This window comes from Azospirillum sp. TSO35-2 (genome assembly GCF_003116095.1).
GTDB lineage: Bacteria > Pseudomonadota > Alphaproteobacteria > Azospirillales > Azospirillaceae > Azospirillum.
In genome coordinates this window covers 547,607-574,324 of sequence record NZ_LGRA01000013.1, presented here as the reverse complement: position 1 = coordinate 574,324, position 26,718 = coordinate 547,607, and the positions used below count along the sequence as shown (strand labels likewise).

The following is a 26,718-nucleotide window of genomic DNA, read 5'->3' as shown; positions in this document are numbered from 1 at the left end:
GACGATTCCGGGACCAAGACCATGAGCACAAGCACGGCCACCCCGAGGGGCACGATCGTCGGCGTCGATGTCGGCGGCACCTTCACCGACCTGTTCCATTACGACGAGGCGCGCGGCCGCTTCCGCACCGCCAAAGTCCCCTCCAACCGTGGTGACGAGGCGGTCGGCTTCCTCGCCGGGCTGCAAAGCTTCGGGGCGGTCGCCGACCTCGGCTCCATCGTCCACGGCACCACCGTCGGCACCAACGCGCTGCTGGAGCGCAAGGGCGCCCGCGTCGGGCTGATCACCACCGCCGGTTTCCGCGACGTGCTGGAGATGCGGCGCCGCGACCGCCGCCACACCTGGGGCCTGTGGGGCGACTTCGTGCCCGTCGTCGACCGCGACATGCGGCTGGAGGTGGCGGAGCGCACGCTGGCCGACGGCACCATCCGCACCGCCGTCGACGCCGACGAGGTGCGCGCCGCCGCCCGCCAGCTGGTCGCCATGGGGGCGGAGGCGCTGGCCATCGTCTTCGTCAACGCCTACGCCAACCCGGCCAACGAGCTGGCGGCGCTGGCGGCGGCGGCGGAGGTCTGGCCGAACGCCAACCTGGAATGTTCCGCCCGCATCCTGCCGGAAATCCGCGAGTTCGAACGCACCTCCACCACCGCGCTGAACGCCTATCTCCAGCCGGTGGTCGGCAGCTACCTCGCCAAGCTCGATCAGGCGTTGGCGGGGGAGGGCTTTGGCGGACGCTTCCACATCGTCCAGTCGAACGGCGGCGTGATGTCGACCGACACCGCCCGGCGGCTGCCGGTGCGCACCGCGCTGTCCGGGCCGGCGGCCGGGGTCATCGCCGCGGCGGCGATTTCCAAGGCGGCGGGCTTTCCCAACGTCATCACCGGCGACCTCGGCGGCACCAGCTTTGACGTGTCGCTGGTGGTGGAGGGGCAGACGATGCTGGCCGCCCAGACCACCATCGATTTCGGTCTGGTCGTCCGCACCCCGATGATCGAGATCACCACCATCGGCGCCGGCGGCGGTTCCATCGCCGGGGTCGATCCCGGCGGCATGCTGCAGGTCGGGCCGGAAAGCGCCGGGTCGCGGCCGGGGCCGGTCTGCTACGGCCAGGGCAACAGCCGGCCGACGCTGACCGACGCCAACGTGCTGCTTGGGCGCATCAACGCCGAACGGCCGATCGGCGGCAAGCTCGCCCGGCTGGACGTCGACGCGGCGCGCGCCGCCATCGCCACCCACGTCGCCGAGCCGCTCGGCCTCGACGTCATGGCGGCGGCGGAGGCCATCGTCCGCATCGCCAACAGCAAGATGGCCGGCGCCATCCGCCTCGTCTCGATCGAGCGCGGGCATGACCCGGCCAAGTTCGCCGCGGTGCCGTTCGGCGGCGGCGGGGCGCTGCATGTCGGCGCGCTGATCAAGGAGGTCGGGCTGAAGGCGGCGCTGGTGCCGCGCTATCCCGGCGTCACCTCGGCGCTCGGCTGCGTCATCGCCGACATCCGCCACGACCAGGTGCAGACCGTCAACCTGCCGCTGGACGGCATCGACGCCGCCGCGCTCGACCGCCGCATGGTGACGGAGGCGGCCTCCGCCCGCGCCGTCGTCGAGTCCGCCGGGCTCAGCGTCGAGCGCATCGACCTCGTCTTCGAACTCGACATGCATTACGTCGGACAGACCCACACGGTGGCGGTGCCGCTGCCGGTGTCGGTGGAGGGCGACAGCACCGGCATCGACGAGGCCGCCATCCGCGCCGCCTTCGACCGTGCCTATCAGGCGTCCTTCAGCCGGCTGCTGCCGGGGGTGCCGGCCAAGATCGTCAATTTGCGCACCGCCGCCATCGGCCGCCGCCCGCATTTCGACCTCGCCGCCCTGGCGCCCGAGGCCGGGGCCAGCGTGGAGGCCGCCCGCGCCGGGTCGCGGCCGGTGTGGTTCGACGGGGCGTGGCACGAGGCGGCGGTCTACAACCGCCTCGATTTGCCGGTCGGCGCGGTGATCCAGGGGCCGGCGATCCTGGAGCAGCCGGACGCCACCACCGTCATCGACCCCGACCTCAGCGCCCGCGTCGACGGCTTCGGCAACGTCATCGTCGAACGGCTCGCCAACGACAGGAGCCAGGCATGAGCCCGGCCATTATTCCGGTGGACCGCACCGCGCTGCTGATCTGCGACCTGCAGAACGATTTCCTGCACCCCGACGGCGCCTATGGCCGCGCCGGCCAGACCGCGCCGGAGATCCTGGCGCTGCCCGAGCGGTTGCGGCCGCTGGCCGACCGGCTGCGGGCGGGCGGCGGCTGGGTGATCTCCACCAACTTCACCCTGGTGCCGGGCAAGGGCGGCGAGCCGATGATCTCGCCCCACCTGAAGAGCCTGCGCCCCTTCCTGGCCAAGGGCGACTTCAAGCCGGGAAGCTGGGGCCACCGCACGGTGGACACGCTCCAGCCCGTCGATGTCGAGGTGGAGAAGGTCGCCTATTCCGCCTTCTACATGTCGCGGCTGGAATGGGTGCTGGCCAAATGCGGGGTGTCGCGGCTGCTGGTCTGCGGCATCGTCACCAACGGCGGCGTCGCCTCCACCGTGCGCGACGCCCATGTCCGCGACTTCGACACCATCGTGCTGGAGGACGGCTGCGCCGCCTTCTCGCCGGAGGTGCACGACACCGCCATCGCGGCGCTGCGCCCGGTCTGCCGCGTTGCCACCATCGCCACCCTGCTGTCCGAGCTGGGGCCGGCGGAGGGCAGCGCCGCATGAGCCGCATCCTTCCCGCCGATGGCGTGACCTTCGAGCTGGCGGTGCCCGTCGTGGTGATCGGCGGCGGGGCGGCCGGGATGATCGCGGCGCTGGCCGCGCACGAGCAGGGCGCCGCGGTGCTGGTGCTGGAGCGCGACGCGCTGCCCCAGGGCTCCACCGCGCTGTCGGCCGGCCTGGTCCCGGCGCCCGGCACCCGCTGGCAGCGCGCCGCCGGCATCGACGACAGCCCGGAACGCTTCGCCGCCGACATCCTCGCCAAGGCCAAGGGGGAGCCGGAGCCGGCCGCCGTCGCCCAGGTCGCCGGCGCCGTCGGCCCGGCGCTGGAATGGCTGGCCGATGCCTACGGGCTGCCTTTCTCGCTGGTCGACAACTTCAGCTATCCCGGCCACGGCGCCCGGCGCATGCACGGCCTGCCCAGCCGGTCGGGCGCCGAGCTGATCGACCGGCTGCGCGGCGCCGTCGAGGCGGCCGGCATCGACGTGCTGTGCGATGCCCACGCCACCGCGCTTTACGCCGATAGCGGGCGCCGCGTGCGCGGGGTGGAGATCACCCGACCCGACGGCAGCACCGACCGCGTCGGTTGCGCCGCGCTGGTCCTCGCCTGCAACGGCTATGGCGGCAACACGGCGCTGGTGGCGCGCCATGTGCCGGAGCTGGCGGACGCGCTCTATTTCGGCCACCCCGGCAACCAGGGCGACGCGCTGCTGTGGGGCGAGGCGCTGGGGGCGGCGACGCGGCACCTGTCGGGGCACCAGGGCCACGGCTCCGTCGCGCAGCCGGCGGGGATCCTCGTCACCTGGGCGACGATCACCGAGGGCGGCGTGCAGGTCAACGCCGAGGGCCGGCGCTTCTCCAACGAAATGCAGGGCTATTCGGAGCAGGCCGCACTGGTGCTGCGCCAGCCCGGCGCCATCGCCTGGACGGTCTTCGACGAGCGCATCGCCGCCATCGCCCGCCAGTTCGAGGATTTCCGGCAGGCCGAGGCGATCGGCGCGGTGCTGACCGCCGCCGATCCCGCCGATCTGGCCCGCCAAATGAAGATCGAGCCCGAGGCGCTGGCCGCGACGCTGGCCGAGGTCGAGCGGTTGAAAGGGCAGGGCGGCAGCGACCGCTTCGGCCGCGACTTCACCGGGGCGCCGGCGCTGCTGCCGCCCTACCGCGCGGTGCGCGTCACCGGCGCGCTGTTCCACACCCAGGGCGGGCTGGTGGTCGACGGCGCGGCGCGGGTGGTCGACCGCGACGGGGCGCCGCTGCCCAACCTGTTCGCCGCCGGCGGAGCGGCCTGCGGCGTGTCGGGATCGCAGGCGTCGGGCTATCTGTCGGGCAACGGGCTGCTGACCGCGGTGGCGCTGGGCCGCATCGCCGGAACCGCCGCCGGACAGGCGGTGAACCAAGGAGACCTCGCATGACCGCACCGCCGCGCAGCCTGTTCGACAAGGTGTGGGACGCCCATGTCGTGACGACCCGGCCGGACGGCCAGGCGCTGCTCGCCATCGACCGGCATTTCCTGCACGAGGGCTCGTTCCACGCCTTCGGCATGATCGACCACGCCGGCCGCAAGGTGCGGCGGCCGGAGCTGACCTTCACCGTCGCCGACCATTACGTGCCGTCGCACGCGCGCTCCCAACCGATCGCCGATCCGGAGATCGCCAACATGGTGACGCTGCTCGACGCCAACGCCGCCCGCCACGGCCTGCGCCATTTCGGCCTGCACGACCCGGCACAGGGCATCGTCCATGTGCTGGCGCCGGAACAGGGGCTGACCCTGCCGGGGCTGACCATCGTCTGCGGCGACAGCCACACCTCGACCCACGGCGCCTTCGGCGCGCTGGCCTTCGGCATCGGCGCCACCGAGGTGTCGCATGTGCTGGCGACCCAGACGCTGTGGCAGCGCCGGCCGAAGACGATGCGCGTCACCATCGACGGCACGCTGGGACCGCACGTGACGGCGAAGGACCTGATCCTGGCGGTGATCGCCGCCATCGGCGCCGACGGCGCGGCGGGCCACGTCATCGAATACGCCGGCAGCGCCATCCGCGGCCTGTCGATGGAAGGCCGGCTGACCGTCTGCAACATGGCGATCGAGGCCGGCGCGCGGGCCGGCATGATCGCGCCCGACGACACCACCTTCGCCTTCGTCGAGGGCCGTCCCTTCGCGCCGAAGGGCGCGCTGTTCGACCGGGCGGTCGCGCACTGGCGCGGCCTGCCGAGCGAGCCCGGCGCCGTCTTCGACCGCGAGGTGACGCTCGACGCCGCCGCCATCGCCCCCACCGTGACCTGGGGCACCAGCCCGGAAACCGCCGTCCCGGTCACCGCCGCGGTTCCCGATCCCGGCGCCGAGGCCGATCCGGGGCGGGCCGGACAGATGCGCAAGATGCTGGACTATATGGGCCTCGCGCCCGGCACGCCGCTGGAGGATGTGCCCATCGACCGCGTCTTCATCGGCTCCTGCACCAACGCGCGGCTGGAGGACCTGCGGGCGGCGGCGGCGGTGCTGCGCGGCCGCCGCGCCGTGGTGCCGGGGCTGGTGGTGCCGGGATCGGTGCCGGTCCGCCGGCAGGCCGAGGCCGAGGGGCTGGACCGCGTCTTCGCCGACGCCGGGCTGGAATGGGGCGAGCCGGGCTGCTCGATGTGCGTCGGCATCAACGGCGACCTCGTGCCGCCGGGGCAGCGCTGCGCCTCGACCACCAACCGCAACTTCCCCGGCCGCCAGGGGCCGAACGCCCGCACCCACCTGATGAGCCCGGCGATGGCCGCCGCCGCCGCGGTGACCGGCCGCATCACCGATGTCCGCAAACTGGGAGGCCGCTGAGATGGAGCCCTTCGTCACGCTGACCGCGGTGGCGGTGCCGCTGGACATCGCCAACATCGACACCGACCAACTGCTGCCTGCCCGCTTCCTGAAGAAGCCGCGCAGCGCCGGCTACGGCAACTTCCTGTTCCATGACGAGCGCAAGCCCGGCTTCCCGCTCGACGATCCGGCCTATGCCGGGGCGCGGGTGCTGGTCGCCGACCGCAACTTCGGCTGCGGATCGTCGCGCGAGGGCGCGGTGTACGCGCTGGTCGACGGCGGCTTCCGCTGCGTCGTCGCCCCCAGCTTCGGCGACATCTTCGCCGCCAACGCCGCCAAGAACGGCCTGCTGACCATCACCCTGCCGGACGACGCGGTGGCCGCCCTGCGGCGGCGCCTGCAACGGACCCCGGGGGCCACGGTGACCGTCGATCTGCCGGCCCAGACCCTGACCGATCCCGACGGCGCGGTGCTGCCCTTCGCCATCGACCCGTTCAAGAAGGACGGGCTGATCGCCGGCCTGGACGACGTGGCGCTGACCCTGCAACAGCAGGATGCCATCGATGCCTTCGACCGCGCCGATGCCGAGGCGCGGCACTGGCTGGTGCCGGCCGGGCCGTAGCGCCGGCCGCTTCGGTGCGATTTTTTGCAAGCCAGGGCTTGACCTCTCCCCCGCTGAGCGGCTAAAGGTCTGCGCCCCGATGGAAGGGTGGCCGAGTGGTTAAAGGCAGCAGACTGTAAATCTGCCCGCGATAGCGTACGCTGGTTCGAATCCAGCCCCTTCCACCATCGACGCTGCGCCGCGCCAAGAGCGACCAAAGCACGTTTGTTCTTTCGTGCGTGCGCGCACCGGCAATAAAGGGTGAGTGCCGGGCAATAAAGTTGTAGGCCGGCTGCAGTATGACCGGTGAATACCAGAATGTTTGGCCAGTAAGCAGACGCATCGGCAGATCATTCAACAGTGAATCGTTGCTGCGTCATTTTGTCGCCTTTGCCTGAATACATGACCGATTTCCTTGTGTGCGTGACGCCAGTCTTCTGATTAGAATCCTTCTTTTATTCAATCCACTTGCATACCATTATATGATCATCCCCTTCACAGGTTGAGGGGAGTCCGATGCGACATTCGTGGATTGCGGCAGCCATCCTGCCCCTTTTTGTCTACGCTGTCTTCTTTTTGAGTGCTGCGGTGCGCCTGGAAAGAGAAATGCTGCAGCGGAACCTCGAAGTGGAAATGAACGCCACGGCGGCCCTGGTTCAGCGCACCTTAGTGCAGGAAACCGCGTTTCTCTCCGGTTTGACGGTTTCCAACGCCCTCCGGTCGAGCGATCTGTCCACGATGCGGCGGGAAGCGGAATTTGCTCGAGAGATGCACCCATCCATTCACACCATCACATTGTATGACCGGGACGCGGTCGTGTTCGATCTGCGAGTGCCGTCGGCCCAGCCCCTGCCGCCTCTCATGGAGGCCGAGAGCGGCGACGCCGTCTGGACCACAGATGAGCCGAGTGTTGGCGGTTGGGTCGACGGCAAGATCGAGGTTCGGGTGTCGTTCCGGGTGAATGGGCAGGTTCGCTACATCCTGTCAGAACTGCTCGAATCGGACGTATTGAGCGATCTTTTGCGTTCGGGAATCAGGCCGCAGGGGTGGATTGCATCCCTGATCGACCAGAACATGACGATTGTGGCGCGCAGCGACCAAGCGGAGCAATTCGTCGGCAGCAAGCCGACCGGCAACATCGTCGAAGCCATCCGGCAGGGCCGCACCACGCTGGAGAAAACCGTCACGAAAGAGGGGATTGCCTCCTTAGGGGCGGTGATTCCCCTGGCGGACACCGGCTGGCACCTCGCCATGGCGATGCCGGAAGCGCTGGCGGAACAATCCTATCGTCCGATCCGCCTGCTCTTGATCGGCGGCGGCGGTGTGGCGCTGCTGCTTGGCCTTATGGTGTACGGCGTCATCATCTGGCGCAATGTCCGCAAACTGGAATGCAGGACCGAGGCGCTGTCGACCCATCTCGTCGACGCCAACCGGCGCACGGTCGAGGCATCGGCGTTCATCGCCATGATGAGCCACGAACTGCGGACCCCTTTGACCGGCGTGATCGGGTTCTCGGAGCTTCTGGCCAAGTCGCGGCTGAACGAGAAGCAGAAGAATTGGGTGGAACACCAGCGGACGGCCGGTCGCACGCTGCTGACCGTCATCAACGATGTTCTGGATTATTCGAAGATCGAGGCGGGCAGCATTCGACTGGAGAACATCGTCTTCGACCTTCACCAGCTCGCCGAGGACTGCATCACGCTGGTCCAGCCGATGGCCGAGGCCAAAGGCGTGGGGCTGGTGCTCGACCGTTCGCCGGACGTGCCGCACTGGCTGCGGGGCGATCCGATCCGGATCGAGCAGGTGATCGGCAATTTCCTGAACAACGCCATCAAGTTCACCACCGAGGGCGAGGTGCGTCTGATCCTGGATCTGACGGTGTCCCCCAGCGGTCAGCCTCTCCTGATGATCGAGGTCCGGGACACCGGGATCGGTATTCCCGCGAACAAACGCGATTGCCTGTTCCAGCGCTTCAGCCAGGTGAGTTCGTCGACCACGCGCAAATATGGCGGCACCGGACTGGGGCTGGCCATCTGCAAGTCGCTCATCACCCTGATGGAGGGCGACATCGGCGTCAGCAGCGTCGACGGACAGGGAAGCACCTTCTGGTTCACCATTCCGCTGACCGCAGCCGAGGAACCAGCCTCGGCCATCCCCTCGATCGCCGCTGAAGCGGAGCCGCCGGTGACCGGCCGGCATATTCTGGTCGTGGAAGACAATCCGATCACGCAAATTCTGACCCGCACCATTCTGGAGCAGGCCGGTCATCACGTTGCCGTCGCCGACAACGGCGCCGATGCGGTGGAGGCGGTGAAGCACATCCGCTTCGACCTGATCCTGATGGATGTCCATCTGCCGGTGCTCGACGGCCCCGCCGCGACGCGGGCGATCCGGGAACTGGAGGGGGATGGCAGCCACCTGACGATCATCGCCCTGACCGCCGACGCGACGCGGGACGACGCCGCCGCCTGCCTGTCCATCGGCATGGACGGGCACCTGACCAAGCCCTTCCTGCCGGCCGACCTGCTCGCGACGGTCAACGCGGTGTTTCGGCAGAAAGGACCCGTGGAGCCGGCACCCCAGCTCCCGTCGATGGACGTGGAAATGCGCGACGCGATGACGTCGGCGATCGGCGAACGCAACATGGCCGTGTTGCAGACCGCGTTCCTGCAACGGGCGGAGCTGGCCAAATCGGAACTTGCGGCGGCCCGCAACAACCTCGAACAGTTGGACGAGGCGGCGCACCAGCTCATCGGCGCGGCCGGCATGCTTGGGTACCGTGGCGTCGTCCAGGCTGCGCGTGCGCTGTGCCAAGCCTGCCGGGCCGCCGACGGCGAACGGGTCCCGGGATGCTACGCGACGCTGGTGGATGAATTGGACCGGGTCGGCGAGCGCCAACGCCCGGCGATGTCGGCCTCCGCGAAGCGCTAGGCGGGACGGAGGTATCGGCGGGACTGCGGGGACGCGTCGGGATCAGAACCGGACATGGCCTTCGCGCTCCGCCGCCGGCACCCGCTTTGCCGATCTGCCGCCGGCGCTGGTCGGGAAGGCCAAGATCCACATCCTCGACACCATCGGCGCGGCGCTGGCCGGCACCCGGTCGGCCGAGTTCCGCATGGTGCGGAGCCTGCTGCACGCCGTGCCGCCCCGGGAGGATGGCGCCATCACCGGCGCCCGCGTCTGGGGCACGCCGCTGCTGGTGTCGGCGCGCGACGCGGCGCTGGCCAACGGCGTCGCCGCCCAGGCCTTCGAACTGGACGACACCGGTGGCTGCGACCATTCCGGCGCGGTGGTGGTGCCGGCGGTGCTCGCCGCCCTGGCCCAGGCGCCGCAGCCGGTGTCGGGCAAGGCGCTGATCGCCAGCGTCGTCGTCGGCTACGACGTCGGTCGCCGGGTGCTGGAGGCGGCGGGCGGCTATGACGCCCACAACGGCGCCGGCTGGCATTCGACCGGCACCTGCGGCCCGATCGGCGCCGCCGCGGCCATCGCCAACCTGTGGGGCCTGTCGCCGCAGCGCTGCCGCAGCGCCATCGCGCTGGCGACCAGCACCTCGGCCGGGCTGTGGGCCTTCATCCATGACGGCAGCCAGGCCAAGAAGATCCACGCCGGCCGCGCGGCCGAGGGCGGATTGCTCGCCGCCGCGCTGGCCGCCCAGGGGCTGAGCGGGCCGACCCGCGTGTTCGACGACGTCTGGGGCGGCTTCTTCACCAGCTTCAATCACCAGCCGGGCCGAGGCGCTGACCGACGGGTTGGGCACGGTGTGGAAGCTGGACCGGGTGTCGCTGAAGCCCTACGCGTCCTGCCGCGGCACCCATTCGGCGGTGGATTGCGTCGCGGACATCCTGGTGGAAACCGGCCGCGCCGCCGGCAGCGTCGAGGCCGTCGCGGTGCGGCTCAGCCCGATGCTGATGGCGAGGCCGGGACGGGCCGGTCGAGATCCCGGTGAACTTCGCCTTCGACGACTGGAACTTCGGCATGTCGGCGCGCAGCAGCCCGCGGGCGCTGTTCGGTCGCGACGCGGTGCTGCCGCTGTGGATCGACGAGTTCGAGGCGACCCACGCCTGGGGCGGCGTCACCACCATGGTGCTCCACCCGCAGGTGTCGGGCCGGCCGATGCGCTGGCATCTGCTGCGCGATTTCCTGTGCCACGTCCAGGCCAAGGGCGACGTGTGGATCGCCACCGGCGCCGAGATCACCCGGCATTTCGAGGCGGCGGAGGAGGCGCGGGGCGCCGGGCCGGCCTGATTTTGGTGCGGGCCGTCACCCGCTTGAGCGGTGCCGCGCTCATGTCCGGCGTCATTCCGGCGCAGGCGGGATCCAGGAAACTCCGCGGATAAGCCGCTGAGCCGATTGGATTCCCGCCTTTGCGGGAATGACGGTCGAGAGAGGAAGTGTCTTTATAACATAACTTTATTGGTATAATTGCGGATCGCCGGATTAAATAACACATAGACATATCATTTACCTACTTGTTCAGTAGATATTTTCCATGTTCAATGCCCCCATGCCGATCGGGTGGCGAGCCCGGCGTCGGCCCGATCATCACCAGTGGGGGCATGGTCCAATGACGACCGGCATCGTTCATCCGCTTCAGGAGCCCGCAGCCCCGCCCGCCGGCGGTGACGGCATTGACCAACTGGTCGGGGTGATCGCCGAGAATCTGCGGTCGTTCCGGCTGCGCCAGGGGCTGTCGGTCGATGGGCTGGCACGGCTGTCGGGCAACCAGACGGCGACGCTGGCGGCGATCGAATCCGGCGGCCTCCGTCCCGACATCGCCACGCTGTGGACGGTGGCCAAGGCGCTGGACGTGCCGTTCTCCAGCCTGCTCAGCAGCGGCGGCGACAGCGGCACCACGGTGATCCGGCGCGCCGACTCGCGCAGCCTCGCCTCGCGGGATGGCGGCCTCAGCTCGCGCGCGCTGTTCCCGCTGAAGGGCGAGCGGCAGGTCGAGTTCTACGAACTGCGGCTGGCGCCCGGCATCGTCGAGGCGGCCGACGGCCATCCGCCCGGCACGACGGAGAACATCCTGGTCGGGCGCGGCAGCGTCGTCATCGTCACCGGACAGGGGGAGCACCGGCTGGAGGAGGGCGACGCCATCCTCTTTGAGGCCGATGTTCCGCACGCCTACCACAATGTCGGGCCGGACGAGGCGCGGCTGTATCTGGTAATGTCCTATGTCCTCTGACCGTGGGGTGGGTGCGATGCCGGCCATGCTTCAAACGGTGGAGAGCGACACGCTCGTCCCGCGGCTCGACCCGAAGGTCGCCGAACTCGGCGCCCTGGCCGCCCGGCTGGGGGTGGCGCCGGCCGACCCGCTGCGGCTGCCGCTGGCCGAGGCGCGCGCCGCGGCGGAGCGTCATCACCGCTTCCTGAACGGCCCGGCGCCGGTGCCGGCCGAGGTCGAGGAGGTCGAAACCGCGGGCCCGGCCGGCGGGTCGTTGCGGCTGAGGCTGATCCGGCCGGCGGGGCACGGCGGTCGGCCCTTGCCGGTGCTGATCTATTTCCACGGCGGCGGCTTTGTGATCAACAGCATCGACACCCACGACCGCCTGCTGCGCCTGCTGGCCCAGCACAGCGGCGCCGCTGTCTGCGCCGTCGCCTACAGCCTGGCGCCGGAGAAGCGCTTCCCCCACCAGCGGGACGAAGCGCTGGCCGCCTTCCGCTGGGTGGTGCGCCATGGCGCCTCGCACGGGCTGGATCCGGAACGCATCGCCGTCGGCGGCGATTCGGCGGGCGCGAACCTCGCGCTCGGGCTGGCGCTGGCGGCGCGGGACGAGCCGGGGCCGCCGGTGTCGTTCGGGCTGCTGCTCTACGGCATGTTCGCCCATGATTTCGACACCGAGTCCCACCGCCGTTTCGGTGACGGCCGTTATGGGCTGACGACCGAGCGGATGCGCTGGTACTGGCGCCAGTATCTTGGCAACGATGGACTGGGTGACGATGCGCTGGGCAACGATGCGCCCACCCGCGACCCCCGCGCCGCGCCGTTGCTGGCCGACCTGCGCAGGCTGCCGCCGTTGCATGTGGTGGCGGCCGGGCTGGACTGCCTGCGCGACGACAGCCTGCGCCTTGCCGAGCGGCTGCGCGACGCGCGGGTGCCGCACCGGCTGGTCCGCCACGACACACTGCCGCACGCCTTCGCCACCATGACCCGTCTGGTGGGCAAGGCCGACGAGGCGGTGCGGCAGGCGGCCGACACGGTGCGCTGCCACCTGCGTGGATAAAGGCGCTACGGCAGTTCCACCCAGGCGGCGTCGCGGCGGCTCGATTCGACGGCGCCGTGGATGAAGCGGACGCCGCGCACACCATCCTCCACCGTCGGCAGCGGCGCGTCGTCCGGCGACGACGGCCGGCCGTCCCGATGGGCGGAAATTCGGTCGGCGGCGTCGCGGTAGATCTGGGCGAAACCCTCCAGATAGCCTTCGGGGTGGCCGGCCGGGATGCGCGATGCCTGGGCTGCGGCGGGCAGGCTGCCGGCGCCGTTGCGCAGCAGGGTCCGCGTCGGCTCGCCCAGCGGGGTGAAGCGCAGTTCGTTCGGCTGCTCCTGCTGCCACTCCAGCCCGCCCCGCTCACCGAAGACGCGCAGGCGCAGCCCATTGGTGGTGCCGGGGCTGACCTGGCTGGCCCACAGCATGCCGCGGGCGCCGGTGTCGTAGCGCATCAGGATGTGGGCGTTGTCGTCCAGCCGGCGGCCGGGAACGAAGGCCGACAGGTCGGCGGCCAGCGCGACGCAGCGCAGCCCAGAGACGAACTCCGCAAGGTGGAAGGCGTGGGTGCCGATGTCGCCGACGCAGCCGGCGATGCCGCTCCGCGCCGGGTCGGTCCGCCATTCCGCCTGCTTCTGTCCGCTGTCCTCCACCGCCGTGGCCAGCCAGTCCTGCGCGTATTCGACCTGGACGACGCGCAAGGGCCCGAGGTCGCCGGCCGCGACCATGGCGCGGGCCTGCCGGATCATCGGATAGCCGCTGTAATTGTGGGTCAGCACGAAGACGAGGTCGCGGGTGCGGACCAGGGCGGCCAGCTCCTCCGCCTCCGCCACCGTGTGGACCAGCGGCTTGTCGCAGATGACGTGGATCCCGGCCTCCAGGAAGGCCTTGGCGACCGGGAAATGCAGGTGGTTGGGGGTGACGATCGCCACCACGTCGATGCCGTCGGGCCGCGCCGCCTCGGCCGCCGCCATGGCGCGGAAATCGGCGTAGCAGCGGTCCGCCGCCAGGAACAGCTCGGCACCGCTGGCCTGGGCGCGCGCCGGGTCGGACGACAGCGCGCCGGCGACCAGTTTATAACGGTCGTCGATCCGGGCGGCGATGCGATGCACGCCGCCGATGAACGCCCCCTGGCCACCGCCGACCATGCCCAGGCGCAGGCGACGCCCTATGACCGGAGTGGTGGGAGCGGGGGAGGGTGCGGCTTGCGGGCTCATGATGTCCCCTTCGGTCACGACAGACCCAGAATCCGGCGGTTCGCCGCCTGATCGGTTCCGGCCTCGGCGAAATCGTCGAAGGCGCGGTCGGTGACGCGGATGATGTGGTCCTGGATGAAGCGGGCGCCTTCGGCGGCCCCCTGCTCCGGGTGCTTCAGGCAGCATTCCCACTCCAGCACCGCCCAGCCGTCGAAGCCGTATTGCGTCAGCTTGGAGAAGATGCCGCGGAAATCGACCTGCCCGTCGCCCAGCGAGCGGAACCGCCCGGCGCGGTCCTGCCACGGCGCGTAGCCGGAATAGACGCCCTGGTGGGCCGTCGGGTTGAACTCGGCATCCTTGACGTGGAACATGCGGATGCGGTCGTGGAAGACGTCGATGTAGGACAGGTAGTCGAGCTGCTGCAGCACGAAGTGGCTGGGGTCGTAGAGGATGTTGCAGCGCGGATGCCCACCCACCCGCTCCAGGAACATGGCGAAAGTGGTGCCGTCGAACAGGTCCTCGCCGGGGTGGATCTCGTAGCACAGGTCGCAGCCCGCCGCGTCGAAGGCGTCGAGGATTGGGCGCCAGCGCCGGGCCAGTTCGTCGAAGGCGGTTTCGATCAGGCCGGGCGGCCGTTGCGGCCACGGGTAGAGGTAGGGCCAGGCGAGCGCGCCGGAGAAGGTGGCGTGCGCCGTCAGGCCGAGGTTGGCCGACGCCCGCGCGCCCAGCATCACCTGCTCCACCGCCCAGGCTTGCCGCGCCTCCGGCCGGCCGCGGACCTCCGGCGGGGCGAAGCCGTCGAACACCGCGTCATAGGCCGGGTGCACGGCGACCAACTGGCCCTGGAGATGGGTCGACAGCTCGGTCAGCGCGACGCCGGCGTCGGCCAGCACGCTCTTGACCTCGTCGCAATAGGTGGCGCTGGTCGCCGCCTTCTCCAGGTCGAACAGGCGGCGGTCCCAGCTCGGGATCTGCACGCCCTTGAAGCCCAGGCCGGCGGCCCAGCGGGCGATCGACTCCAGGCTGTCGAACGGCGCCGCGTCGCCGGCAAACTGGGCGAGGAAGATTGCGGGGCCCTTGATCGTCTTCATGGGAACCTCCCTGGTTGGGGGCGGGTGCAGCCGGCGGCCCCTTCCCAGCCGGGCAGGGGAAGGGGGCCGCCAGCCGCCGGCTCAGTACGGCGAATCCGGGAAGTAATACTCCTTGGCGTTGTCGCGGGTGATCAGCGCCGACGGCAGGATGTGGGTGGCCGGCAGCGTGCCGCCCTTCAGCCGGGCCTCCGCCGTCATCTTGATCGCGTCGTAGATGAACTTCGGCGAGTAGGAGACGTCGGCCTGGATCAGTGGGTTGGAGTTGTCGAGGATGGTCTTCACCATGCTCTTGGAGCCGGCGCCGCCGAAGACTTCCTTGATGTCGGTGCGCTTGGCCTGCTCGATCGCCTTCAGCACGCCGAACGCCATGTCGTCGTCCGCCGCCCAGATGACGTCGATGTCCTTGAAGCGGGTCAGATAGTCCTGCGTCACCTTGAAGGCGTCGTCGCGGTTCCAGTTGGCGTATTTGGCGTCGAGGATCTTGATGCCCGGGTGCTGCTTGGTCACCGCGGTGAAGGCGTCCCAGCGTTCGTTGTCGATGGTGGTGGGGATGCCGCGCAGCGCGACGATGTTGGCCTTGCCGTTGTATTTCTTGGCGATGTACTCCGCCGGGATCCGGCCGAAGGCGGTGTTGTCGCCGGCGATGTAGGCGTCCTGCGCGCTGGTGTCGGTCAGGCCGCGGTCGACCACGGTGACGTAGACGCCCTTCTTCTTGGCCTGGGCCACCGGCTGGGTCAGCGCCGCCGATTCGAACGGGAAGATGACCAGCGAGTCGATCTTGGTGACGGTGACGAGGTCCTGGAGCTGGTTCGCCTGCTCCGGCGCGCCGCTGGCGGTCTTGATGGTGATCTTCAGGTTGGGGTGGGCCTTTTCCAGCTCCTTCTTCGCCTCGTTCGCCCACCAGACGATGCCGCCGGTGAAGCCGTGCGTGGCCGCGGGAATGCAGACGCCCAGCTTCACGCTGTCCGCCGCGCGGGCGAAGCCGCCGAAGCCCGCGGTGGCCGCCACCGCCAGACCGGCGCCCAGAACCACGCGCCGGGTGATGTTCGCAGTGTCCGTCATGACGATTCTCCTCCTTGATGTTCTTATGGATGAAGCTCGTTCAGGAAATGTCGTTCAGGGCCGGCGCCGCTGCAGGAAGGCGACGGCGATGATGACGCAGCCCTGCACCGCCGCGTTCAGGTAGACGCTGATGATGCTGGTGAGGTTGAGGATGTTGCTGATGACCGACAGCAGCACCGCGCCGATGATCGTGCCGGCGATCCGGCCCTCGCCGCCCTTGAAGGAGGTGCCGCCGACGATCACCGCGGCGATGGCCTCCAGCTCCCACAGCAGGCCGGTGGTGGGAGAGGCGGAACCCAGCCGCGGGACGTACAGCAGCGTGGCGATGCCGACGCAGACGCCGAGCAGCCCGTAGGTCAGCAGCTTCACGCCGTCGACATCGACCGCCGCGAAGCGCGCCACCTGCTCGTTGGAGCCGATGGCCTGGACATAGCGGCCGAACGGCGTGCGGTTCAGCAGCACGGCGCCCGCCACTGCCGCCAGGATGAAGACCCACACCGGGATCGGAATGCCGAGCAGGCTGGCGTAATAGACCGGGCCGTAGGCGTCGGACAGGCTGTTGTCCAGCGTGATGGCGCCGCCGTCGGCCAGCCAGGTCAGCACCGCGCGGAAGATGCCCAGCGTGCCGAGCGTCACGATGAAGGGCTCGATCCGCCCGCGGGTGATCAGGTAGCCGTGCATCAGCCCGAAGCCGCCGCCGAGCGTCACGGCGAAGACCATGCCGATGGCCACCACCGCGACCGGCGAGGCGATCGACCCGGCCAGCGCGTTCATCACCAGGATCATGCCGCCGGCGATCAGCGCCGCCATCGAGCCGACCGACAGGTCGATGCCGCCGGAGATGATGACGAAGCACATGCCGATCGAGATGATCCCGATGAAGGCGGTGCGGGTCAGCACGTTCATCAGGTTGTCCCAGGTCGCGAAATCCGGGTTCAGCGCCGTGCCCACCACCAGCAGCAGCGCGAGGCCCAGCAGCGGCCCGAAGCGGTGCGGGTCGAAGCGCCGCGACGCCTTGCGCGGGGCGGCCGCCGCGTCGGTCCGGACCTCAGTGGCGGGTGTGGGTGCCGATGGCATGGGCAATCAACTCCTCTTCGCTGAGCCGGTCGGCCGGCAGGGTCGCGGTCACCCGGCGCCCCCGCATCACGATCACCCGATGGCAGAGTCCGATCAGTTCGATCAGTTCCGACGAAATCACGATCACGCCGCGCCTCTCGGCGGCCAGCCGTTCGATCAGGAAATAGATGTCCCGCTTGGCGCCGACATCGACGCCGCGCGTCGGCTCGTCCAGAACGAACACCCGCGGGTCGGGCTCCAGGAACTTGGCGATCGCCAGCTTCTGCTGGTTGCCGCCGGACAGCGACGCGGCGGTGCCGCCGGGATCGCCGCGGATGCCGAAGGCGGTGACGGCGCGGGCCAGCGCCGCGTCCTCCGAGGCGTGCGACAGCAGCGGGTGGGCGTGGTGGCGCAGCGTCATCAGGGTCAGGTTGTCGCGCAGCCGCATGGACGTGTGCAGCCCCTTGCCCTTGCGGTCCTCGCTGAGATAGGTCAGGCCGTGTCGCATCGCCTCGCGGGGGGTGCGCAGCCGCACCGCCTTGCCGTTCAGCTCGATGCGGCCGGCGCTGCGTGGGCGCAGGCCCAGGATGCCCTCGAACAGCTCGGTGCGGCCGGCGCCGACCAGACCGGCGAAGCCCAGGATCTCGCCGGGGTGCAGGTCGAAGCTCACCCCCTCCGCCCAGCCGGGCACGGTGACGTCGCGCACCGCCATCAGCGGGGTGGCGGATGGTGGGACGGTGCGTTTTTCCGGGAACATGTCGGTCAGCTCGCGGCCGACCATCAGCGTCGCCATGCGCCGGCGCGAGGTTTCGGCGGTGGGCGCCCGCGCGACGAAGCGGCCGTCGCGCATGACGATCACCTCGTCGGTGATGCGCTCGACCTCGTCCAGCTTGTGCGAGATGTAGACGATGGTGACGCCGTCGTCGCGCAGCCGGGCGATTAGGCCGAACAGGCGCTCGCACTCCGACGGGGTCAGGCTGGCGGTGGGCTCGTCCATGATCAGCAGGCGGGCGTGGCGCAGCTGGGCCTTGGCGATCTCCACCAGTTGCTTCTCGGCGACGATCAGGTCGCGGACCTTGGTGTCGGGATCGCCGTCGAAGCCGACCTGGCGCAGCGCCTGCGCCGCCTGGACCCGCATCGCCCGGTCGTCGAGCAGCCAACCGCGCCGCAGCTCGTGCCCGAGGAACATGTTCTGGGCGACGGTCAGGTCGTCAGCGAGGTTGAGCTCCTGGTGGATCAGGACGATGCCGCGCTCCTCGGCGTCGCGCGATCCGGCGAAGCGGGTGGGCTGGCCGTCGATGCGGATCGTGCCGGCGGTCGGGGCGTGATAGCCGGCGAGGATCTTCATCAGCGTCGACTTGCCGGCGCCGTTCTCGCCCAGCAGCCCATGGACCCGGCCGGGGTGCAGGTCGAAGCCGACGCCGTGCAGCACGCGCACGGCACCGAAATCCTTGGTGATGCCGTCGAAGGCGACGTGCAGGCCGCTCCGCGGGTTTGCGTTCCGAAGGTCGGCGTTCTGAGGGTTCATGGCGCCGCACCCGGCAGCGGCCACGGCGCCCGGCATCCGAGGGGGACGCAAGGCGGACGAAGAGCACCGTCCATGACGTTTCTCCCACCGCGGAGCGTGTCGTCCGGGCCCGGGGGCCCCGCCGCCGCTCCATCTGTTCCATCGATCCTACAAACGAAGCTTTGGACAGACAATGGCCGACTTCGAACATAATTTGGCTGAAGTCGGCGGCGCCGGCCTGTAAGCTGGGGTGCGGGGCGGACAGCCCGCCGTCCGGCCGGTGCCGGCGCGGCGCCGAGCGGAAAGGGTGGGGCGGTGGTGGATTGGCAGCGTCTGTCGGTCGGGGAACGCACCCTGCTGGAGCGGCTGTTCTGGGCCGGCGGCCTGTCGCGCGGCGAGCTGGCGCAGTCGGTCGACTTCTCCAAGAGCAAGGCCAACCTCGCCATCGCCAGCCTGATCGGTCGCGGCCTGATCGAGGACAGCGGCACGCAGCCGTCGTCCGGCGGCCGGCGGCCCGAACTGCTGCGGCTGAGCCACGGCATGGGTGTGCTGGTGGGGATCGACATCGGCGCCACCAGCCTGGACGTGGCGCTGCTCGCCCCGGACATGACGGTGCTCGACCACCACGCCGAACCGGCCGACGTCCGCGCCGGACCGGTCCCGGTGTTCGGGCGGGTGCGCGACCTGTTGAGGGCGGCGCTGGCGCGTTGTGGAGTCGCGCCCGAGCGGGTGTTGGGGATCGGCGTCGGCGTGCCCGGTCCGGTCGCCTTCGACAGCGGCATGCTGGTCAACCCGCCGCTGCTGCCGGGGTGGGAGAGCTTCTCGATCCGCGACTGCCTGGGCGAGGAGTATCGCGCCCCGGTGTTCGTCGACAACGACGTCAATGTGATGGCGCTCGGCACCCATTGGCGCCTGCGCGGCCGGTTGCAGAATTTCCTGGTGATCAAGATCGGCACCGGCATCGGCTGTGGCGTCATCTGCCACGGCACCGTCTATCGCGGGGCGGACGGGTCGGCCGGCGACGTCGGGCACATCTGCGTCGACCCCCAAGGCCCGCTCTGCCATTGCGGCAACGCCGGCTGCGTCGAGGCGATGGCGGCCGGGCCGGCGATCGCCCGCATGGCCGAAGCGGCGGCGCTGGCCGGCGACAGCCCGCGCCTGAAGGATTTGCTCGACCGCAACGGCAGCCTGAGCCCGGTCGATCTCGGCAACGCCAGCCGGGCCGGCGACGCCGCGGCCAACGCGATCGTGCAGCAGGCGGGCGGACAGGTCGGCCGCATGCTGGCGGCGGTGGTCAACTTCTTCAACCCGTCGCACATCTTCATCGGCGGCGGCGTCGCCAACATCGGCCCGCTGCTGCTCGCCTCGATCCGGCAGAGCGTCTACCGGCGCTCCCTGGCGCTGTCGACGCGCCACCTCGACATCCAGTATGTGCCGCAGGTCGACAGCGCCGGCGTGATCGGGTCGGCCGTGCTGGCGTTGCAGGAAACCATGCTGGCCGGCGGTCGGGCCTAGGGTGCGGACAAAAGAAGAGGGCCGTCGGATTGCACCGGCGGCCCTTGTAAGTCCGAGAGGAACGTCCAACAAGTTGTACCGTGATCAGACCACGGCGCATCCAGCGGCACAAGACTGATATACTAATATTTTGGCGGCTTGGCAAGCGCAATCGTCAGCGCATTCGCCGCCGGCCACAAAAATGAAACGCCCCCCAGGCGGATGCCTGGGGGGCGTTGGAGGCAGTGACGACGGTGCCGGAGTTCAATCGGCGGCGGCGTCGGCGGTGGCGTGAGCGATGGCGGCGGTCTTGCCACGCTGGCCGAGGACGAGGGCGATGATGGCGAAGGCGGTGAGGTCGAAGACGGAGAGGCAGGCGAACAGCGGCTCGTAGCCGATGGTGCTGGCGAGCTGGCCGATGATCAGGGAGAAGATCATGCCGCCCATGTAGCCGGCCATGCCGCCGAAGCCGGTGGCGGTGGCGACGTCCTGCTTCTCGAAGCTGTCGGTCACCAGGGCGTAGAGCAGGCTGGACAGCATCTGGTGGGCGAAGGCGCCGAGCGAGAACAGGAAGATCGCGGTGATCGGGCTGGAGACGAGGCCGATCAGCGCCGGGCCGATCATGCACACCGCACCGACGCCGACGCCGGCGATGCGCGAGTTGACCAGCGTCATCTTGAACCGCTTGGCGAAGAAGGGCGACAGGTAGCCGCTGAGGATGCAGCCGAGGTCACCGAACAGGAAGGGCAGCCAGGCGAACAGCGCGAACTGCTTGATGTCCATGCCGCGGGTCGAAACCATGTACAGCGGGATCCAGAAGCTGAAGGTCTGCCACGCCGGCTCGGTCAGGAAGCGGGCGGCGGCGATGCTCCAGAACTTGCCCTTGCCGAGCACGCGCTTGACCGAGGGCTTGGGCAGCTCGACATGCTCGCGGCCTTCCAGGATGTAGCTGTGCTCCTCCTTGGTCAGGCGCGGATGGTTTTCCGGGTTGCGGTAGAGCATGACCCACAGCAGCGACATGCCGACGCCGAGCAGGCCGGTGATGATGAAGGCGACCTGCCAGCTGTAGGCGAGCGACAGCCAGATGACGAAGGGCGGGGCGACCATGGCGCCGATCGAGCTGCCGGTGTTGAACCAGCCGGTGGCGATGGAGCGTTCGCGGGCGGGGAACCACAGGGTGGAGGTCTTGACGCCCGACGGCATGGCGGCGGCCTCGCTGATGCCGAGCAGGCCGCGGAAGAAGGCCATCGACTGCCAGCTGCCGGCCAGCGCGTGCAGCGCGGCGGCCACCCCCCAGACGAAGGCGAACATGGCGTAGCCGAACTTCAGGCCGATCAGGTCGGTGATGTAGCCGGCGATCGGCTGCATCAGGCTGTAGCAGAGCTGAAAGGCGCTGACGACGAAGGAATACTGTTCGGTGGTGAAGTGCAGCTGTTCCTTGAGCTGCGGCGCCAGGATGCCCAGCGTGTTGCGGTCGATGTAGTTGACCACGGTGCCAAGCATCATCAGGGCCAGGATTTGCCAGCGCAAACCACGGAGCGTCTTCATGTCTTCCTCACTTGCCTGCACAAGGCGGCAGGCGTCACTGCGCACGTACAGGCCCTGGGCAGCGGAGCCTCGATCAAGGTCCTAGCGCTGCGGGAGTTCGGTGCCGGGCGATGGGGTTCGGGTCCCGTCCCGGATCGGGATGCGGGGGTCTCGCTGAAGAGAGTTATATTAATATATCAGTGCGGGGATCAAGTGGTTTTCGGTGCCTGCTCTTGAGCCCAGCGAAAATGTCGCAGTCCTCGGGTTCCAACGGAGGGCGCTTCGCAACTGCAGCGTAAACGGCGCCGTGTTTGACGATGTCTTGTCTGCTGCGACGCAGCATAACTTCCGGTCGAACGCGTGTTCTTCTGTCGAGTTCTGGGGCGCCGAACCGTGTGGCCCGCCGCGTCCACGCCGGAGGGATGCCACAAGGAGGACTGCCGATAAATGATCTGAATCAGGAACATGCTATCTCCGACGCGCTCGACCCGCCGAGCCAGGCACCACGCCGGCCTGCCGCGGCGCCAAGCACGGGCGGGGCGGCCGGCCATGCTGCAGTGCGACAAATTGGGGCCTTGCCATGCAACACTAATATATCAGACGCTGGTTCCGCGCAGGGAAAGCCGACCGAAAAACGCTGGAGAACTGACACGTGTCATTGCGGCCAGGGCCGCATCGGCGCGATTCTTGCGCATCCGGCCGCAACCGGACCGTCCGCACCCGACCGGCGCGGCTGGTCGGGGCCTCGCGGCGGACGACCGAGGTTCGCATGACGTTTGCCCGCCTGTGACCGCTCCCGGCCGAACCGGATCGTCCGGTCCACATCGTCGGGGATGATGTCGCCACAATCGAGGACAGTCCCGGCATGACCAACAGCTCCAGCCCGACCGCCACGACGCCCGCCACGACGCCCGCCGGCACCCCCGCGACGCGCATCATGGACGGCAACGAGGCCGCCGCGTCGATCGCCTACCGCGCCAGCGAGGTCATCGCGATCTACCCGATCACCCCGTCCTCGCCGATGGGGGAGTTTGCGGACGAATGGTCGTCGGCCCGCCGTCCCAACCTGTGGGGCGCCGTGCCCCAGGTGGTGGAGATGCAGTCGGAGGGTGGCGCCGCCGGCGCGGTGCATGGCGCGTTGCAGGCGGGCGCGCTGGCGACGACCTTCACGGCGTCGCAGGGCCTGCTGCTGATGATCCCCAACATGTACAAGATCGCCGGAGAGCTGACGCCCTTCTGCATGCATGTGGCGGCGCGCACGCTGGCGACGCACGCGCTGTCGATCTTCGGCGACCATTCCGACGTCATGGCCTGCCGCCAGACCGGCTTCGCCATGCTGGCCTCCGCCAACGTGCAGGAGGCGCATGACCTGGCGCTGGTGGCCCACGCCGCCACCCTGCGGGCGCGGGTGCCGTTCCTGCACTTCTTCGACGGCTTCCGCACCTCGCACGAGTTCAACCGAGTGGAGACGCTGGCGGACGACGACGTCCGCGCGCTGATCGACGATGGCGCGGTCGACGCCCACCGCCGGCGCGGGCTCAGCCCCGATCATCCGGTCGTCCGCGGCACGGCGCAGAACCCCGACGTCTTCTTCCAGGCGCGCGAGGCGGCCAACCCCTATTACGACGCCTGCCCGGCCGTGGTGCAGGACATGATGGACCGGCTGGCGGCGCGCACCGGCCGCGCCTACCGCCTGTTCGACTATGTCGGCCATCCGCAGGCCGAGCGGGTGGTGATCGCCATGGGGTCGGGGGCGGAGACCTGCGCCGGCACCGTGGAGCGGCTGGTGGCCGCCGGCGAGCGGGTCGGCTGCCTGATCGTCCGGCTGTTCCGGCCCTTCGCCATCGCCGATTTTGTCGCGGCGCTGCCGGCCAGCGTGCGGCGGATCGCCGTGCTCGACCGCACCAAGGAACCGGGCGCCGTCGCCGATCCGCTGTACCTCGACGTGGTGGCGGCGCTGGCGGAGGCGCGTGCCGCAGACGCCGCCGCGGTTGATCCCATGGTGATCGCCGGCCGTTACGGCCTGTCGTCGAAGGAGTTCACCCCGGCGATGGCCAAGGCGGTGTTCGACGAGCTGGCGCGCGAGCGGCCGAAGCGGCGCTTCACCGTCGGCATCACCGACGACGTCACCCACCACTCGATCCCCTGGGACGCCGCCTGGGGGGTGGAGGAGCCCGGCGTGTCGCGCGCGGTCTTCTTCGGGCTCGGCGCCGACGGCACGGTGGGCGCCAACAAGAACTCGCTCAAGATCATCCAGACGCGGACCGGCGGCCACGCCCAGGCCTACTTCGTCTATGACAGCCGCAAGTCCGGCTCGACCACCGTGTCGCACCTGCGCTTTTCCAAGGCGCCGATCCGCGCGCCCTACCTGATCGGCCAGGCCCAGTTCGTCGCCTGCCACCATTTCCCGCTGATGGAGCGGGTGGAGGTAGTGGAGATGGCGGCGCCGGGCGCGACCGTGCTGCTGAACGCCCCCGGCACGCCGCAGCAGGTGTGGGACGCCCTGCCGGCCGAGGTGCAGAAGATCTGCATCGAGCGCAAGCTGGCGCTCCACGCCATCGACGCCGGCGCGGTGGCGCGCGAGGTCGGGCTTGGCCGGCGGGTCAACACCATCATGCAGACCTGCTTCTTCGCGCTGTCCGGCGTGATGCCGGTGGACGAGGCCATCGCCGACATCAAGACCGCGATTGCCAAGACCTACGCCCGGCGCGGCGACGAGGTGGTCCGCCGCAACGCCGCCGCCGTCGATCAGGCGCTGGCCCATCTGGCCGCCGTGCCGCGGCCCGACCATGTGACCGCCGACCACGACCGGCCGGCGCCGGTGCCGGAGACGGCGCCCGACTTCGTCCGCCGGGTCACCGCGATGATGATCGCCGGCCATGGCGACCGGTTGCCGGTGTCGGCCTTCCCGGTCGACGGCACCTGGCCGACCGGCACCTCGCAGTACGAAAAGCGGAACATCGCGGCCGAGGCGCCGGGCTGGAACGCCGACCTCTGCATCGAATGCAACAAGTGCGTGCTGGTCTGCCCGCACGCCGCCATCCGCGCCACCGTGGTGCCGGAATCGGCGCTGACCGGCGCGCCGGACGGCTTCGAGACGATTCCCTACAAGGGCCGGGAGTTCCCCGGCGGCCGCTACCGCCTCCAGGCGTCGCCGGCCGATTGCACCGGCTGCACGCTGTGCGTCGCCGCCTGTCCCGCCCACGATAAGGCTGACCCCGGCCGCCGGGCGCTGGAGATGCGCCCGATCCAGGCGCTGGCCGGCCAGCAGGAGGCCTTCGAGTTCTTCCGCAGCCTGCCGGCGATCCCGCGCGAGGCGGTGCCGGCCACGGTCAAGCACACGCAGTTGCTGCAGCCGCTGTTCGAGTTCTCCGGCGCCTGCGCCGGCTGCGGCGAGACGCCCTACATCAAGATGCTGACCCAGCTGTTCGGCGACCGCATGGTGATGGCGAACGCCACCGGCTGCTCGTCGATCTTCGGCGGCAACCTGCCGACCACGCCCTACACCACCAACGCCGCCGGTCACGGCCCGGCCTGGGCCAACTCGCTGTTCGAGGACAACGCGGAATTCGGCCTCGGCCTGCGCGTTGCCATCGACCAGATGACGGAGCAGGCGCGTGACCTGCTGGCGCAACTGTCCGGCCGGCTCGAACCCGGTCTGGTGACGGAGCTGCTGTCCGACGAACAGGCCGATCCGGCCGCCATCGCCGCGCAGCGCACCCGCGTCGCGGCGCTGGTCGGGCAGCTCGCCAGCCTCAAGGATCCGGCGGCGCGGCGGATGGAGCAGTTGGCCGATTGCCTGATCCGCAAGACGGTGTGGATCGTCGGCGGTGACGGCTGGGCCTACGACATCGGCTATGGCGGGCTGGACCACGCCCTGGCGTCGGGCCGCGACATCAACATCCTGGTGATGGACACCGAGGTCTATTCCAACACCGGGGGCCAGCAGTCCAAGGCGACGCCGATCGGCGCCTCGGCCAAGTTCGCCAGCGCCGGCCGGTCGGCGGCCAAGAAGGACCTCGGCCTGATGGCGATGGCGTACGATCATGTCTATGTCGCCCGCACCGCCTTCGGCGCCCGCGACTCCCACGCGTTGAACGCGCTGCTGGAGGCGGAAAGCTATCGCGGCCCGTCGCTGGTGCTGGCCTACAGCCACTGCGTCGCCCATGGCTACGAGCTGTCGCACGGGCTGGAGCACCAGAAGATGGCGGTGGAGAGCGGCCACTGGTCGCTGTACCGCCGCGATCCGCGCCGTCTGGCGGCCGGGACGGCGGCGCTGCAACTGGACAGCGGCGTTCCCTCCGCCGGTCTCGCCGCCTTCATGGCCGGGGAAAGCCGCTTCAGCGCGGTCGAGCGCAGCAACCCCGAGCGCTACCATGCCCTGCTCGACGAGGCGGAGGCGGAGATCCGCCGCAAGCGCCACCTGTTCGAGCATATGGCCGGCTTCAAGGAGTGACGCCGGCCCCCCGCCCAGCCGGATTGTGCACCGGCCGGGCGGGGCGGTAGGCTCGTCGGCGGGATGAGCGTCGCCGATGGATCGACCGGGGGGATCAGCGGATGGAGCGGGCAGCGGGGCAGGGGGCGGATCGGGGGACGGACGGCTATCACGTCCGGGTGATGAGCCTCGCCGATCTGGACATGGCGATGGGTTGGGCGCGGGCGGAGGGGTGGAACCCCGGCATCCACGACGCGGGCGCCTTCCACGCGGTCGACCCGCAGGGCTTCCTGGTCGGGGTGCTGGACGACCGGCCGGTGGCCTCGCTGTCGGTCGTCCGCTATCCGGGGAATTTCGGCTTCCTCGGCCTCTACATCGTGCGGCCGGAGATGCGCGGGCGGGGGTTCGGCTGGCGGCTGTGGCAGGCCGGGCTGCGCCATCTGGCGGGCTGCACCGTCGGCCTCGACGGCGTGGTCGCCCAGCAGGAGAATTACCGCAAGTCCGGCTTCGTGCTGGCCCACCGCAACATCCGCTTCGGCGGACCGGCGCCGGCCGGGGTGGTGGAAAGCGCGCTCGTGGATGCGCGCAACGTTCCCTTCGACCGCCTGATGGCACTCGACGCCGCGCTGTTTCCGGCGCCGCGTCCGGGCTTTCTCGCCAATTGGCTGGCGCTGCCGGGCACCACCGCGCTGGCCGCCGTCGGCGACGGCGCCGTGCGGGGGTTCGGCGTGATCCGTCCGAGCCAGAGCGGATTCAAGATCGGCCCGCTCTACGCCCCCGACCGCGCGGTCGCGCGCGATCTGGTGCTGGCGCTCGGTCAGGCCGCCGGCGAGGGACCGCTGGTGCTCGATGTCCCGGAAACCAACGGCGCAGCGGTGCGACTGGCCGAGGAGTTGGGCCTCGTCCCGCAGTTCGAGACGGCCCGCATGTATCTTGGCCAGGCGCCCGCGGTCGACACCGCGCGCCTGTTCGGCATCACCAGCTTCGAACTCGGGTGAGGGTCGCCCGGCT

The 26,718-nt window shown here is 69.9% G+C and carries 19 protein-coding genes and 1 tRNA gene; 14 read left to right on the top strand and 6 right to left on the bottom strand.

Annotated features, from left to right (window positions below; genetic code table 11):
• The first annotated feature begins 21 nt into the window (after positions 1-21).
• The 11 genes from TSO352_RS09920 to TSO352_RS09875 all read left to right on the top strand — a co-directional run bounded on the left by TSO352_RS09920 (position 22) and on the right by TSO352_RS09875 (position 12,357).
• Entirely contained in the window at positions 22-2,115 is a 2,094-nt protein-coding gene (locus TSO352_RS09920) for a hydantoinase/oxoprolinase family protein (protein ID WP_109107161.1), read from the top strand.
• A complete protein-coding gene (locus tag TSO352_RS09915) occupies positions 2,112-2,741 on the top strand; it encodes a cysteine hydrolase (protein WP_109107160.1) in 630 nt (209 codons plus the stop codon). Before TSO352_RS09920 ends, TSO352_RS09915 begins: the two co-directional genes overlap by 4 nt.
• Entirely contained in the window at positions 2,738-4,150 is a 1,413-nt protein-coding gene (locus TSO352_RS09910) for an FAD-dependent oxidoreductase (RefSeq protein ID WP_109107159.1), read from the top strand. The genes TSO352_RS09915 and TSO352_RS09910 overlap by 4 nt, the downstream gene beginning before the upstream one ends.
• Positions 4,147-5,553 carry a 3-isopropylmalate dehydratase large subunit gene (gene leuC / locus TSO352_RS09905; RefSeq protein WP_109107158.1) on the top strand — a complete coding sequence of 469 codons (1,407 nt, stop codon included), beginning with the start codon at positions 4,147-4,149 and terminating at the stop codon, positions 5,551-5,553. Before TSO352_RS09910 ends, leuC begins: the two co-directional genes overlap by 4 nt.
• A 1-nt stretch (position 5,554) precedes the next feature.
• Positions 5,555-6,154 (top strand): 3-isopropylmalate dehydratase small subunit, encoded by a 600-nt coding sequence (gene leuD, locus TSO352_RS09900; RefSeq protein WP_109107157.1) that lies wholly within the window; start codon positions 5,555-5,557, stop codon positions 6,152-6,154.
• 81 nt (positions 6,155-6,235) lie between these two features.
• Positions 6,236-6,321, top strand: a tRNA-Tyr gene (locus TSO352_RS09895).
• Positions 6,322-6,649: 328 nt separating this feature from the next.
• A complete protein-coding gene (locus tag TSO352_RS09890; RefSeq protein ID WP_109107156.1) occupies positions 6,650-9,064 on the top strand; it encodes a hybrid sensor histidine kinase/response regulator in 2,415 nt (804 codons plus the stop codon).
• Positions 9,003-10,079 carry an MmgE/PrpD family protein gene (locus tag TSO352_RS09885; RefSeq protein ID WP_199231550.1) on the top strand — a complete coding sequence of 359 codons (1,077 nt, stop codon included), beginning with the start codon at positions 9,003-9,005 and terminating at the stop codon, positions 10,077-10,079. Before TSO352_RS09890 ends, TSO352_RS09885 begins: the two co-directional genes overlap by 62 nt.
• Positions 10,076-10,378, top strand: coding sequence for a hypothetical protein (locus tag TSO352_RS33470; protein ID WP_199231549.1), 303 nt, complete (start codon positions 10,076-10,078; stop codon positions 10,376-10,378). Before TSO352_RS09885 ends, TSO352_RS33470 begins: the two co-directional genes overlap by 4 nt.
• Positions 10,379-10,697: 319 nt before the next feature.
• The gene (locus TSO352_RS09880) at positions 10,698-11,318 is read left to right on the top strand and encodes an XRE family transcriptional regulator (protein WP_109107155.1); all 621 of its coding nucleotides are present in this window, start codon (positions 10,698-10,700) and stop codon (positions 11,316-11,318) included.
• 16 nt (positions 11,319-11,334) lie between these two features.
• A complete protein-coding gene (locus TSO352_RS09875) occupies positions 11,335-12,357 on the top strand; it encodes an alpha/beta hydrolase (RefSeq protein WP_247872006.1) in 1,023 nt (340 codons plus the stop codon).
• A gap of 5 nt (positions 12,358-12,362) precedes the next feature.
• Here TSO352_RS09875 and TSO352_RS09870 read toward each other — a convergent pair whose 3' ends face one another.
• The 5 genes from TSO352_RS09870 to TSO352_RS09850 form a co-directional block, all read right to left on the bottom strand.
• A complete protein-coding gene (locus tag TSO352_RS09870; RefSeq protein ID WP_109107388.1) occupies positions 12,363-13,556 on the bottom strand; it encodes a Gfo/Idh/MocA family oxidoreductase in 1,194 nt (397 codons plus the stop codon).
• Positions 13,557-13,570: 14 nt separating this feature from the next.
• The gene (locus TSO352_RS09865; RefSeq protein WP_109107154.1) at positions 13,571-14,626 is read right to left on the bottom strand and encodes a sugar phosphate isomerase/epimerase; all 1,056 of its coding nucleotides are present in this window, start codon (positions 14,624-14,626) and stop codon (positions 13,571-13,573) included.
• Between the two features lie 81 nt (positions 14,627-14,707).
• Positions 14,708-15,688 (bottom strand): substrate-binding domain-containing protein, encoded by a 981-nt coding sequence (locus tag TSO352_RS09860; protein WP_109107153.1) that lies wholly within the window; start codon positions 15,686-15,688, stop codon positions 14,708-14,710.
• Positions 15,689-15,742: 54 nt separating this feature from the next.
• Positions 15,743-16,765: an ABC transporter permease gene (locus TSO352_RS09855; protein WP_109107152.1), complete on the bottom strand. Its 1,023-nt coding sequence runs from the start codon at positions 16,763-16,765 to the stop codon at positions 15,743-15,745.
• Positions 16,737-18,272 carry a sugar ABC transporter ATP-binding protein gene (locus TSO352_RS09850; RefSeq protein ID WP_109107151.1) on the bottom strand — a complete coding sequence of 512 codons (1,536 nt, stop codon included), beginning with the start codon at positions 18,270-18,272 and terminating at the stop codon, positions 16,737-16,739. The genes TSO352_RS09855 and TSO352_RS09850 overlap by 29 nt, the downstream gene beginning before the upstream one ends.
• Before the next feature lie 297 nt (positions 18,273-18,569).
• Between TSO352_RS09850 and TSO352_RS09845 the strand changes: the two genes are divergently transcribed.
• Entirely contained in the window at positions 18,570-19,766 is a 1,197-nt protein-coding gene (locus TSO352_RS09845; protein ID WP_247872005.1) for an ROK family transcriptional regulator, read from the top strand.
• A gap of 243 nt (positions 19,767-20,009) precedes the next feature.
• On the opposite strand, the gene TSO352_RS09840 is transcribed toward TSO352_RS09845, so the two are convergent.
• Positions 20,010-21,293, bottom strand: coding sequence for an MFS transporter (locus tag TSO352_RS09840; RefSeq protein ID WP_109107149.1), 1,284 nt, complete (start codon positions 21,291-21,293; stop codon positions 20,010-20,012).
• Positions 21,294-22,209: 916 nt separating this feature from the next.
• On the opposite strand from TSO352_RS09840, the gene nifJ reads away from it, so the two are divergent.
• Positions 22,210-25,728: a pyruvate:ferredoxin (flavodoxin) oxidoreductase gene (gene nifJ / locus TSO352_RS09835; RefSeq protein WP_109107387.1), complete on the top strand. Its 3,519-nt coding sequence runs from the start codon at positions 22,210-22,212 to the stop codon at positions 25,726-25,728.
• A 101-nt stretch (positions 25,729-25,829) separates the two neighbouring features.
• Positions 25,830-26,705 (top strand): GNAT family N-acetyltransferase, encoded by an 876-nt coding sequence (locus TSO352_RS09830; protein WP_199231548.1) that lies wholly within the window; start codon positions 25,830-25,832, stop codon positions 26,703-26,705.
• Positions 26,706-26,718 lie beyond the last annotated feature (13 nt).

What these genes read in the sequence shown, in the direction of transcription:
- TSO352_RS09920 (WP_109107161.1), top strand. Translation starts at nt 22, where the DNA reads ATGAGCACAAGCACGGCCACCCCGAGGGGCACGATCGTCGGCGTCGAT.
- TSO352_RS09915 (WP_109107160.1), top strand. Translation starts at nt 2,112, where the DNA reads ATGAGCCCGGCCATTATTCCGGTGGACCGCACCGCGCTGCTGATCTGC.
- TSO352_RS09910 (WP_109107159.1), top strand. Translation starts at nt 2,738, where the DNA reads ATGAGCCGCATCCTTCCCGCCGATGGCGTGACCTTCGAGCTGGCGGTG.
- leuC (WP_109107158.1), top strand. Translation starts at nt 4,147, where the DNA reads ATGACCGCACCGCCGCGCAGCCTGTTCGACAAGGTGTGGGACGCCCAT.
- leuD (WP_109107157.1), top strand. Translation starts at nt 5,555, where the DNA reads ATGGAGCCCTTCGTCACGCTGACCGCGGTGGCGGTGCCGCTGGACATC.
- TSO352_RS09890 (WP_109107156.1), top strand. Translation starts at nt 6,650, where the DNA reads ATGCGACATTCGTGGATTGCGGCAGCCATCCTGCCCCTTTTTGTCTAC.
- TSO352_RS09885 (WP_199231550.1), top strand. Translation starts at nt 9,003, where the DNA reads ATGAATTGGACCGGGTCGGCGAGCGCCAACGCCCGGCGATGTCGGCCT.
- TSO352_RS09880 (WP_109107155.1), top strand. Translation starts at nt 10,698, where the DNA reads ATGACGACCGGCATCGTTCATCCGCTTCAGGAGCCCGCAGCCCCGCCC.
- TSO352_RS09875 (WP_247872006.1), top strand. Translation starts at nt 11,335, where the DNA reads ATGCCGGCCATGCTTCAAACGGTGGAGAGCGACACGCTCGTCCCGCGG.
- TSO352_RS09870 (WP_109107388.1), bottom strand. Translation starts at nt 13,556, where the DNA reads ATGAGCCCGCAAGCCGCACCCTCCCCCGCTCCCACCACTCCGGTCATA.
- TSO352_RS09865 (WP_109107154.1), bottom strand. Translation starts at nt 14,626, where the DNA reads ATGAAGACGATCAAGGGCCCCGCAATCTTCCTCGCCCAGTTTGCCGGC.
- TSO352_RS09860 (WP_109107153.1), bottom strand. Translation starts at nt 15,688, where the DNA reads ATGACGGACACTGCGAACATCACCCGGCGCGTGGTTCTGGGCGCCGGT.
- TSO352_RS09855 (WP_109107152.1), bottom strand. Translation starts at nt 16,765, where the DNA reads ATGCCATCGGCACCCACACCCGCCACTGAGGTCCGGACCGACGCGGCG.
- TSO352_RS09850 (WP_109107151.1), bottom strand. Translation starts at nt 18,272, where the DNA reads ATGAACCCTCAGAACGCCGACCTTCGGAACGCAAACCCGCGGAGCGGC.
- TSO352_RS09840 (WP_109107149.1), bottom strand. Translation starts at nt 21,293, where the DNA reads ATGAAGACGCTCCGTGGTTTGCGCTGGCAAATCCTGGCCCTGATGATG.
- nifJ (WP_109107387.1), top strand. Translation starts at nt 22,210, where the DNA reads ATGGACGGCAACGAGGCCGCCGCGTCGATCGCCTACCGCGCCAGCGAG.
- TSO352_RS09830 (WP_199231548.1), top strand. Translation starts at nt 25,830, where the DNA reads ATGGAGCGGGCAGCGGGGCAGGGGGCGGATCGGGGGACGGACGGCTAT.